General features: G+C 66.6%; 12 protein-coding genes. 5 read left to right on the top strand and 7 right to left on the bottom strand.

Annotated elements, in window-relative coordinates:
• From ACWELQ_RS26920 to ACWELQ_RS26905, 4 genes are all read right to left on the bottom strand, one after another.
• Positions 1-412, bottom strand: a 412-nt coding sequence (locus ACWELQ_RS26920) for a 3,4-dihydroxy-2-butanone-4-phosphate synthase (RefSeq protein WP_452399833.1), incomplete at its 3' end; no start/stop codon positions are given.
• A gap of 174 nt (positions 413-586) precedes the next feature.
• Positions 587-2395: an MFS transporter gene (locus tag ACWELQ_RS26915; RefSeq protein WP_452399832.1), complete on the bottom strand. Its 1809-nt coding sequence runs from the start codon at positions 2393-2395 to the stop codon at positions 587-589.
• A gap of 81 nt (positions 2396-2476) precedes the next feature.
• Positions 2477-3112 carry a PadR family transcriptional regulator gene (locus tag ACWELQ_RS26910; protein ID WP_452399831.1) on the bottom strand — a complete coding sequence of 212 codons (636 nt, stop codon included), beginning with the start codon at positions 3110-3112 and terminating at the stop codon, positions 2477-2479.
• A 37-nt stretch (positions 3113-3149) separates the two neighbouring features.
• On the bottom strand, positions 3150-3983 hold the full coding sequence (locus tag ACWELQ_RS26905; RefSeq protein WP_452399830.1) for an IclR family transcriptional regulator: 834 nt from the start codon (positions 3981-3983) through the stop codon (positions 3150-3152).
• Positions 3984-4216: 233 nt separating this feature from the next.
• Between ACWELQ_RS26905 and ACWELQ_RS26900 the strand changes: the two genes are divergently transcribed.
• The 5 genes from ACWELQ_RS26900 (at position 4217) to ACWELQ_RS26880 (ending at position 8430) form a co-directional block, all read left to right on the top strand.
• A complete protein-coding gene (locus ACWELQ_RS26900) occupies positions 4217-4720 on the top strand; it encodes a flavin reductase family protein (RefSeq protein ID WP_452399829.1) in 504 nt (167 codons plus the stop codon).
• 84 nt (positions 4721-4804) lie between these two features.
• Positions 4805-5953, top strand: a complete 1149-nt coding sequence (locus ACWELQ_RS26895; protein ID WP_452399828.1) for a Rieske 2Fe-2S domain-containing protein — start codon at positions 4805-4807, stop codon at positions 5951-5953.
• Positions 5954-5964: 11 nt separating this feature from the next.
• Complete coding sequence (locus ACWELQ_RS26890; RefSeq protein WP_452399827.1) at positions 5965-6210, top strand: hypothetical protein; 246 nt, start codon at positions 5965-5967, stop codon at positions 6208-6210.
• Between the two features lie 259 nt (positions 6211-6469).
• Positions 6470-7531: a 2Fe-2S iron-sulfur cluster-binding protein gene (locus ACWELQ_RS26885; protein WP_452399834.1), complete on the top strand. Its 1062-nt coding sequence runs from the start codon at positions 6470-6472 to the stop codon at positions 7529-7531.
• 20 nt (positions 7532-7551) lie between these two features.
• Positions 7552-8430 carry a VOC family protein gene (locus ACWELQ_RS26880; RefSeq protein ID WP_452399826.1) on the top strand — a complete coding sequence of 293 codons (879 nt, stop codon included), beginning with the start codon at positions 7552-7554 and terminating at the stop codon, positions 8428-8430.
• Between the two features lies 1 nt (position 8431).
• Here ACWELQ_RS26880 and ACWELQ_RS26875 read toward each other — a convergent pair whose 3' ends face one another.
• The 3 genes from ACWELQ_RS26875 to ACWELQ_RS26865 form a co-directional block, all read right to left on the bottom strand.
• Positions 8432-9271 carry a class I SAM-dependent methyltransferase gene (locus tag ACWELQ_RS26875; RefSeq protein WP_452399825.1) on the bottom strand — a complete coding sequence of 280 codons (840 nt, stop codon included), beginning with the start codon at positions 9269-9271 and terminating at the stop codon, positions 8432-8434.
• 118 nt (positions 9272-9389) lie between these two features.
• Positions 9390-9812, bottom strand: coding sequence for an SRPBCC family protein (locus tag ACWELQ_RS26870; protein WP_452399824.1), 423 nt, complete (start codon positions 9810-9812; stop codon positions 9390-9392).
• Positions 9796-10012, bottom strand: a 217-nt coding sequence (locus ACWELQ_RS26865; protein ID WP_452399823.1) for a hypothetical protein, incomplete at its 5' end; no start/stop codon positions are given. The genes ACWELQ_RS26870 and ACWELQ_RS26865, both read right to left, overlap by 17 nt.

Here is a 10012-nt window from a genome sequence, read left to right as displayed (position 1 = left end):
CACGGGCATTCGCGCGCAGTGGGAACACATGCCCGGGCCGCGAGAGCTCGCCGGGCGTGGTGCGTGGATCGGCGAGCAGCCGCATGGTCTGCGCCCGGTCGGCCGCCGAGATCCCGGTGCTGACACCGGAGATCGCGTCCACGGAGACGGTGTAGGCGGTGCCCTTGGGATCCTGATTGACCGCGGTCATCGGCGGCAGCTGCAGCCGGTCGCAGTCCTCACCGGTCATCGGCACGCAGAGGACGCCGCTGGTGTGCCGCACCAGGAACGCGATATTCGCGGCCGTGGCGTGCTCGGCGGCCAGGATCAGGTCGCCTTCGTTCTCGCGGTTCTCGTCGTCCACGACGAGCACCATGCCGCCGCGGGCGAGGGCGGCCACCGCCGCCGCGATGGTGTCGAGTGCCTCGGTCATCGTCGACCACCTCCTCCGGGCCGCACGGGCTGTCGGCCTATTTCCAATCGAAATATGCCGGGCGGAGAACAGCGAGGTCAGGTCCCGCTCACTGGTCAACAGTGAGCGCACAACGGCCCCCAAAAGACGACGGCCCGGAAGCGATTCGCTTCCGGGCCGTCGTTCAGAGCACTGTCAGTGCGCCGCACCACCGGTGGCCGCGGTGCGCCCGTGCTTCATCACGAGCGCCCCGACCAGCGCCACCGCCGCGGAGATCGCCACGAAGTAGAAGCTGATCTCGTACCCCTTGTCGGCGTACAGCAGCGGAATGTCCTTGGTGACCGGCGGCGCGCCCGCCACCGACACCACGGCCTTGACCGGGTTGGCGGTCAGGAACGCCGTCGCCACCGCGAGCCCGATGCCCGCGCCCATGGCCTGCATGACGCCCAGCATGCCCGCGCTGATGCCCTGCTGTTGTGCCGGAACACCTTCCACGATCAGGTTCGGTGTCGAGGCGTAGTACAGCGCGAACGCGATGCCGTACACCGCGCTGATCAGCGCCTGCGTCTGCCAGCCGTGCGAGAGCGCGGCATAGGCGAGGCTGCTGCCGACGAAGATGACCAGCGCCGTGATCAGCGGCCACCGCGCACCGGAGCGCCGGATCCACAGACCGCCGAGGAAGCCGAACAGCATGGCGATCAACGACTGTGCGAGCGTGACGTGCGTGGCGAACTTCAGCAGCGAGAAGTTTTCACCGTAGGTGTAGCCGGGGCTCAGATCCACCTTCACCATGTCCGGCGGCAGCTTCGAATACACCATCTCCGGCGGCACCTGTGCGTTCACGACCTCCGGTGTCACCTGCGCGTTGACCTGATCGGTCAACTGCTGCACCAGCGCGGGCGGCAGCTCGACACCCGGCGGCATCGCGGCCTTGGCCTGCGCCTCGGCCTGCGCGAGTCCCTGCGCACGAGCCTGCGTCAGCGCCATGGCCTGTGCCTGTTGCAGCGCACCGGCTTTCACCTGCTCCCAGGTGGCGTCCTTGACCTGCGAGACCACCTGATCCGACGGCGGCGACTGCGTCATGTAGCCGGTCGCGTACGACTGGTAGCCGATCATGAACGAGGCCAGCAGGCCGATGAACAACACGATGCTGACGCGCGGATTGAACAGCAGCTTCATATCCATGATCGGCTGCTTCGCCCGCATCTCCACGATCGGGAACAGCGCCAGCAGCACGAGCCCGCCGATCAGCCAGGCCAGCGTGGACGGCCTGGTCCAGCCCCAGTCCTGCCCCTTGTCCAGGTACAGCAGGGTGAGCGTGGCGCCCGCGCCGAGCAGGATCGCGCCGATCAGGTCCAGGCGCTGCGGGGTGCGCAGCTTCGACTCCGGCACCACGATGATCAGCAGCGGAATCATGATCAGCGTGAAGACGAACAGGAACCAGAACAGTCCGCGCCAGCTGTAGTGATCGGTGATGTAGCCGCCGATCAGCGGACCGGCGAGGGCGGAGACACCCAGACCCGTGGAGGCGATGCCCAGGCCGATCGGAACCATCCGGCGCGGCATCAGGTCCCGGATCAGGCCGTAGGACACGACGGTGGTGGCGATCGCGGTCGCCTCCAGCGCGCGGCCGACCAGGAACAGCGCCCAGTTGCTGGTGATGGCACAGATGATGGTGCCGATCAGGAACAGCACACCGCAGACCAGGAACATCCGCTTCTTGCCGTAGATGTCGCTGAGCTTGCCGATCAGCGGGGACACGGCGGCGCCGAAGATGCCGAAAACGATGATGGCCCAGTTGATGTTCGCGCCCTGTGAGGGGAAGGTGGGCGCGATTTGCCGGATGGCCGACGCGACCATCACGTACTGCATCGGGGAGACCTCGGTGAACAGCACGATGACCGCGAGGACCGACCAGATCCTCAGATTCGACGCGCCGTCGAGGCGGCCGGATTCGTCAGGCGCGGGGCTGGGTGGCACCGCGGTGTCGACGGAGGTGGACATACTGCGTCCTCCAGGGTGGGTAGTAACACGATGGTGTGAACCGTGTCACGACCGCTGACCGCCGACTATGAGCAAGTCCGTTCAGTGGGAATCGCTGGAATTCTGCTTCTTCGCAGGTCTGCGGCGGCTACGCTGTCTCGCCAATTTGTCCATATCCGCGAGCAGGTCCTCGGCGAATTCCTTCTCGGCCTCGTAATGCTTGACGCACCAGCGCAATACCGCGCTCGGATAGGCCCAATCCGGATTCACGTCCGCGCCCTCGGCATCGGCCTCGGCGCGACGACGCATGGTCTCGGTGTATTCGATGTGCTGGGTGAGGATTTCGCGCATGCGCTCGGGTTCGGCCAGATGTCCCAGCCAGGCCCGCAGCATCACACTGTGTTTGAGCACCGGGGCCTCGACGGGGGAGTGATTGACCCAGTGCGAGGCGGCTTCCCGCCCGCTGTCGGTGATGGCGTACATGCGTTTACCGCGCATGCCGTCCTCGGAGGTGACCGTGCGAGAAGTCGCGTAGCCGTGTTTCTCCAGCCGTTTGAGTTCGGCGTAGATCTGACTGAACGACGGACTCCAATAGAAGAACTGCAGACTCCAGTCCGCCCATTTCTTCAGGTCGTATCCGGAGAGTTCCTCTGCGTGCGAGAGCATTCCGAGGACCGCCCACGCCGTCGTGGGCAGCTCCGGAATCGACTGCGGCTCTTCGTGCACGCCTTCGGCCATCATCGAACTGTATCGCCCCCGCATCCGCCTTCTCCGCTCAACGCCAGTGCGCGCGACGCGGGAACAGGGTGCGGCCGGCCTCGTGCGCGACCTCGAGCACGACGCGGGCCAGCCGGTCGTAGCTCATGCCGTCGGCGCGACCCGACAGTGACAGCGCGGCGGGCGCGGTGCCCCGACCCCGCAACGGCGCTGCGACACAGGCGATTCCGGCCACCGCCTCCTCGCGGTCGATGGCGACGCCCTGACGCAGGCGGATCTGCTGCAGCTCGCGGCCCAGGGCCTCCGGCTCGCTGATGGTGCGCGGGGTCAGCTTGGGCAGCCGGGTGCGCAGCGCGGCCTCGGCGATATTGGGCTCCAGGCAGGCGAGCATGGCCTTGCCGAGAGCCGTTGCGTGCGCGGGCATCCGGCCACCCAGGCGGGTGGGCAGGCTGGCGGCGAAACGACCACCGGCCTTGTCCAGGTAGACCACATCGCGGCCGTCGAGCACGGCCAAATGGCCGACCATGCCGGTGCGCTGGCTCAGCTCGTGCAGCAGCGGGGACACGGCATCACGAATCTCGTTGTGGTCGGCGGTGAGTCCGCCGAGCTCGAGGGCGCGCATGCCCAGGCGGTAGCCGCCCGAGGTGTGGGCCAGCCAGCGCAGCTTGATCATCTGGTCGAGGATCCGGTGCACGGTGGACCGCGGCAGCCCGGTGCGCTCGACCAGTCCGAGCAGCGTCAGGGTGGGGGTGGAAGCGTCGAAAGCGTCCAGGATCAAGGTCATCCGCTCGATCATCGAGACGGGGACCTCGGCGCTGGAGTGAGTTTCCTTGGCACGCATGGGCTTGTGGGTGTGTCGAGTCTCCGCCGGGGGCAGCATGGTGACGGACATATGTACCTCCGTTGGTTCATATCCAGTCTAGGACTATTCCGATTAGGCATGTACCTGGATCGGAGCTTGTGCTACCCATCACAGTGCCCTGCGCCACAACCTGCGGAATCGGGAGAACTACGTAAAACCTACGCATACGTGTCCCGATCACCGAACCCCGTAGTTGACGCCTCCGGTCCCCGAGCTGCTGTCATGACTTCTAGCTATATTTCGGATCGAAATAAGGAGGCGCTGTGGATCCGGTCCTCGACCAGACCCCGGCCATCGACGCGACAGCTTTCAAGACCGTTCTGGGGCGCTTCGCCTCGGGCGTCACCGTGATCACCGCCCTTGACGAGGGCGGGCCCATCGGCTTCGCATGCCAGTCGTTCGCATCGTTGTCCATCGACCCGCCGCTGGTGAGTTTCTTCCCGGCGCGGACCTCGAGCACCTGGCCGAAAATCCGTGCGGCGGGCCGGTTCTGCGTGAACATCCTGGCCGACCACCAGACCGAGATCTGCCGTCAGCTCGGGCGGCCCGGCGCGGACAAGTTCGCCGGCGTCGAGTGGACCGCGTCCGCCAACGGCTCGCCATTGCTCACCGGAGCCATGGCAAGCATCGACTGCGAACTGCACGACGAGGTCGACGGCGGCGATCACACCATCGTCATCGCCCGCGTGACCAGCCTGAACGAGCATTCCGAGGCGAACCCGCTGCTGTTCTATCGCGCGGGCTTCCAACGTCTCGCACACCAGTAGCTACCTCCCGGCCAGTGAGACTGCGCTGTCATCGCCGTCACAGGGCCGCGACCATTTGAAGCAAGGCAAGGGAGAGGAATTCACATGACCACCGCAGAGAGTGAAGTTCGCGTCATCGACTCGGGGAAGCCCCCGACCCGGTTCGCGCGCGGCTGGCACTGCCTGGGACTGGCCGACTCCTTCCGTGACGGAAAGCCGCACACCGTCAAGGCTTTCGGCACCGAGATCGTGGTGTTCGCGGCCGAGGACGGCACGCTGAACGTGCTCAATGCCTACTGCCCGCACATGGGTGGCAACCTTGCCGACGGCACCGTCAAGGGCGACTCCATCGCGTGCCCGTTCCACGACTGGCGCTGGAACGGCAAGGGCAAGTGCACCGGCATCCCGTACGCGCGCCGCGTGCCCCCGCTGGCCCGCACCAAGGCGTGGCCGACCATGGAGGAGAACAAGCAGCTCTTCGTGTGGAACGACCCGGAGGGCAAGCAGCCCCCGGCCGAGCTGGCGATCCCGCGCGTCGACGCCGCCTTCGACGACGAGTGGACCGACTGGACCTGGAACTCCATGATCGTCGACGCCAACTGCCGCGAGGTCGTCGACAATGTGGTGGACATGGCGCACTTCTTCTACGTGCACTACGGCTTCCCGACCTTCTTCAAGAACGTCTTCGAGGGGCATACCGCCGCGCAGTACATGACCTCCGTCTCGCGCGAGGACATGATGGGCGAGACCGCCAAGGCGCTGGGCGGCAAGAACGTGCTTCAGTCGGAGGCCGCGTACTACGGCCCGTCCTACATGATCGATTACCTCAAGAGCGAGAGCCCGAACGGTCTCGTCGTCGAGGGCTACCTGATCAACTGCCACTACCCGATCAACGAAGACCAGTTCGTGCTGATGTACGGCGCGATCGCCAAGAAGCCCGCGGGCGTCCCGGCCGAGCAGGCGCAGGAGATCGCCGAGAAGTTCGTCGGCGGCCTGGGCAAGGGCTTCGAGCAGGACGCGGCCATCTGGAAGCGCAAGTCGCGCATCAACAATCCGCTGCTGTGCGAGGAGGACGGGCCGGTCTACCAGCTGCGTCGCTGGTACGAGCAGTTCTATGTGGACGTGGCCGAGGTCAAGGATGAGATGACCGACCGGTTCGAATACGAGGTGGACACCACCCGCGCGGTCACCGCCTGGGAGGCGGAGGTCGCCGACAATATCGCCAAGCGCGAAGCCGCCGCGGTTCAGGGCTGAGAGGCACTGCCATGGACAAGGTTTCGTGCCGATCCTGCGGGACGTGCGTGCTGGTGGAGAAGTACAGCGACCAGCACACCAGCGTGCAGTGGAACAAGACCGCGCAGGCGGATTGCGTCGAACTCGCCGGGAACGGCCCGCGCTCGCACACCTGCGGGGCGCTGCGCGCCAGCATCGACGAGGCCGTGGCCAAGGGCGCGGTGCACGTCAGCACCCGAGATGTGGACGTGCGCACCCGCGGTCGAACCTTGACCTAGGCGTGGGGGCCTGTGATCCAGACAGGAGTCACTGCCCCCGAGGGGAGGCCTCCCGGCGTCGTCGGCGGTCGGCCCTGAGGATGGATTACCCGGCCCGCTCGTGAACGAAACGGAAACCCCGCCGAAACGACTGTGTCACACGTCACAGTCGGCGGCGGGGGTCCGGGCAAACATGAAGCACAGGAATGGAACTGGTGGAGCAATGACGGTGACGGACATCGAGCCCGACACGGCCGCCCTCGAGCCGGGCGCATCCGCCCTGGAGGCGGAGGCCACCGCGACGGCTCAGGCCGGTGGCATCGCGACCGCGCGGATCGTGCGCGTGGTCCGCGAAACCGCCGACGCGGTGTCGCTCGAGCTCGCCCCCGAGGCCGCGCATGCCGACCGGTTCGCCTACCGTCCCGGCCAATTCCTGACCCTGCGCATCCCCAGCGACCTGACCGGATCGGTGAGCCGCTGCTATTCGCTGTCGAGCGCGCCGCACGAGGGCGGCCCCCTCAAGGTCACCGTCAAGCGGACCGTCGACGGGTACGGCTCGAACTGGCTGTGCGACAACGCCGCCGACGGTCTGGAGCTCCAGGTGCTGCCCCCGGCCGGGATCTTCACGCCGGAATCCCTGGACACCGATCTGCTGCTGTTCGCCGGCGGCAGCGGCATCACCCCGGTGCTGTCCATCCTGAAATCCGTGCTGGCGCAGGGCACCGGCCACTGCACCCTCATCTACGCCAACCAGCACGAGAATTCGGTCATCTTCGCCGCGGAGCTCGCCGAACTGGCGGCCGCGCATCCGGATCGGCTGCTGGTGCTGCACTGGCTGCAATCCGTCCAGGGTTTGCCGAGCGTGGCCGCCCTGGCCGCGTTGGCGCGACCGTGGGCGGGCCGGGAGGTCTTCGTCTGTGGTCCCGGCCCGTTCATGGACGCGGTCGCGGCGGCCATGACCGAACTCGGCGCGGACCGCAAGCGCGTGCACATCGAGAAGTTCGTGTCGCTGTCGGGCAATCCGTTCGAGACCGACACCGCCGCAATCGATGTCGCCGACGACGGTGACGTCGCCACTGCGCGCGTCGAACTCGACGGCGAGAACCACGAACTGCGCTGGCCGCGCCAGCAGACCCTGCTCGACACCATGCTCGCCAAGGGTCTCGACGCCCCCTACTCGTGCAAGGAAGGCGCGTGCAGCGCCTGCGTGTGCCGGGTCGTCACCGGTGAGGTGAGCATGCGCCGCAATGAGATTCTCGAAGAAGCCGACATCGCCGACGGCTATGTGCTTGCCTGCCAGGCAGTTCCGGTCACCGACGACGTCACCGTCACCTACGACTGATATCGCGAGGAGTACACCCCATGGCCGCGTTCGCCTCCCTCGGCTACGTCCGCGCCCACATCGCCGATGTGGACGCCTGGCGCAAGTTCGCTTTCGACACCATCGGTTTCGCTGAGGGGTCGGGCCCCAATGCCGAATCCATCTACCTGCGCGTCGACGAGCACACCTACCGGTTCGAACTGGTGCCCGGTGAGCGCGACGCCGTCATCGCCGTCGGCTGGCAGGTCGCCGACCGCCGCTCGCTGCAACTGGTGCGCGAGACCCTGGAGAAGGCCGGGATCGCGGTCACCACGCTGTCGGTGGCCGAGGCTGTCAACCGGCACGTCGAGGAGGCCATCGCCTTCGTCGACCCGTCCGGGTTCACCATCGAGGTCTTCCACGGCCCGCTGCTGGACCACAGCCCCGTCGTCGGCAAGTTCGGCAACCGCTTCGTCACCGGTGACCTCGGGCTCGGGCATGTGGTGCTGCCGGTCCGCGATATCGAGGAAGCCCGCCAGTTCTACACCGAGGTACTGGGATTCGCCTCACGCGGCTCCTTCCGCGTCGGCCCGCCGGAGCACCCCATCTGGATCCGCTTCATGGGCGTCAACCCGCGCCACCACAGCCTGGCGCTCATCCCGGGCTCGCGCCCCGACGGCCCCGGCATCGTGCACGTCATGGTCGAGGTCGACTCGCTCGACGATGTCGGCCGCGCCCTGGACCGCGTGAACAAGGCGGGCTACCACCTGTCCTCCACACTGGGCCGCCACACCAACGACAAGATGATCTCCTTCTACGTCCGCACGCCGGGCAACTGGGATCTCGAATTCGGTTGCGAGGGCATGCTGGTCGGCGACGACTACGTGGCCGAGGAGATGACCGCCGACAGCTACTGGGGCCACGAATGGGCCCGGGGCTGAATCAGTTCCGGTTGTGAGCGCGCACCAGGCGACAGAAGTCGGCGGGGTGCAGGGCGTCGTCACGCTGCCACAGGGCGGCGTCGACGGCATCGCGCTGCGAAACATGTTCCGCCACAGTGAAACCGTGGGCGTCCAGCAGAGCGGCCACGGTGTGCGGTGAGAAGAAGCTCAGAAACGGTTCGCCCTGCTCGGCCGTGGCCGCGAGGGCGAATTCGGCGTAGACGCGGCCGGATTCGTCGCGCAGTTCCGGCAGCAGCGCGTACTCCATCACCAACTCGGTGCCCGGTGCGAGCCGTCCCAAGGTATCGAGGGTCGCGCCGATCGCGGATTCCGTCAGATACATGGTGACGCCCAGCCAGCTCACCAGGGCGGGTCGGGCCGGATCGAAACCGTGGGCCGCCAATGCGGCCGCCAGATCATCCCGCTCGAAATCGACTCCGACGAATTCGACAGCAGCGGTGTCCATTCCGGCGGTCTTCAGTAATTCACGCTTCCACTCCTGGGTCGCGGGATGGTCGACCTCGTATACCGCGACCCGCTCGGCGAGCGGTGAACGGTAGGCGAAGGTGTCCAGGCCCGCCCCGAGAATCACATACTGGTCGAAACCCGCTTCGAGCCGTGACTCGGTGTAGTGGCTGCGGACGCTGACCTGGGCGCGCGCCCCCATGAGCACCGGATGATCCCCGAACTCACGGTGGTAGGCAATGAGTTCGGCGGCCCGCTCGCCCAGCAGCGCCTCGGCCACGGTGTCCTGGAAAAGATGCGGCTCGCGATCCACGATCAGATGTGCCGCACGCCCGGCCGCCGCCATCATCGCGGTCCGGCTCGGTCCGTTCTCCATCGAATTCTCCCTTCGAAAGCATGCTGGGAGAACCGATGTTAGACGCGGAAATTAGAATTCGCTTACATCATATCACATGAAAATAACTTACCTATAACGGAATTCGTTCGATAGGCGATCAATGTGTGATGCGGGCGAGTTCGGCCAGGCGCAGCAGCGAACCGTGGATGATCTCGCGCTGGGCTGCGAGCCGGGCCGCCTCGGACTCCGGAATATCCACGTGCACAGCGATATCGGTGCCTCGCCCGTCCGCCGCCGGGGACAGCCGCCAGACGAACTGCAGATCCGAGACCAGGCAGGAGATGGTGACCTGCTGATTGTGGTGATCGGTGCGCAGTGTCTGCGGCATGGGGAAGTCGGGATAGCCGTCCGGGTACATCGTGTATCCCGACGCGTCCACCCCAGGTACCGCGTCGCCGATATCAGGTTCGACACTGCCGACCCCGACCCACCATTCGGTGAACCGCGCTGGATCGTAGAGCAGTTTCCACACCGCCGCCGGGGACGCGGCGGTATGCACTCGGTCATCGAAGGTCGGCATCGGGACTCCTCTCGAGCGCTCCTCGCCGCCCCGCAGGGGTGTGCGCGGTGAGCGCGGCCAATTCCTCAGCCACGAGCCGATATTCGCGCTCCGGCTCCACCAGGCCCGACAATGGGGGCCGACCGAGATCGATGATGTTGGCGGCATAGCGGCGGCCCACCACCGCCGCGTCGGCCCGCCGCCGCCAGCCCGCGGCCGCC

This window comes from Nocardia sp. NPDC004722 (assembly GCF_053601505.1).
Note: the sequence above shows the minus strand (reverse complement) of the source record. Positions and strands in the feature narration are given on the sequence as shown.

Coding starts and splice junctions, on each gene's coding strand:
- ACWELQ_RS26915 (WP_452399832.1), bottom strand. CDS start 2,395: ATGTCCACCTCCGTCGACACCGCGGTGCCACCCAGCCCCGCGCCTGAC.
- ACWELQ_RS26910 (WP_452399831.1), bottom strand. CDS start 3,112: ATGGCCGAAGGCGTGCACGAAGAGCCGCAGTCGATTCCGGAGCTGCCC.
- ACWELQ_RS26905 (WP_452399830.1), bottom strand. CDS start 3,983: ATGTCCGTCACCATGCTGCCCCCGGCGGAGACTCGACACACCCACAAG.
- ACWELQ_RS26895 (WP_452399828.1), top strand. CDS start 4,805: ATGACCACCGCAGAGAGTGAAGTTCGCGTCATCGACTCGGGGAAGCCC.
- ACWELQ_RS26890 (WP_452399827.1), top strand. CDS start 5,965: ATGGACAAGGTTTCGTGCCGATCCTGCGGGACGTGCGTGCTGGTGGAG.
- ACWELQ_RS26880 (WP_452399826.1), top strand. CDS start 7,552: ATGGCCGCGTTCGCCTCCCTCGGCTACGTCCGCGCCCACATCGCCGAT.
- ACWELQ_RS26875 (WP_452399825.1), bottom strand. CDS start 9,271: ATGGAGAACGGACCGAGCCGGACCGCGATGATGGCGGCGGCCGGGCGT.
- ACWELQ_RS26870 (WP_452399824.1), bottom strand. CDS start 9,812: ATGCCGACCTTCGATGACCGAGTGCATACCGCCGCGTCCCCGGCGGCG.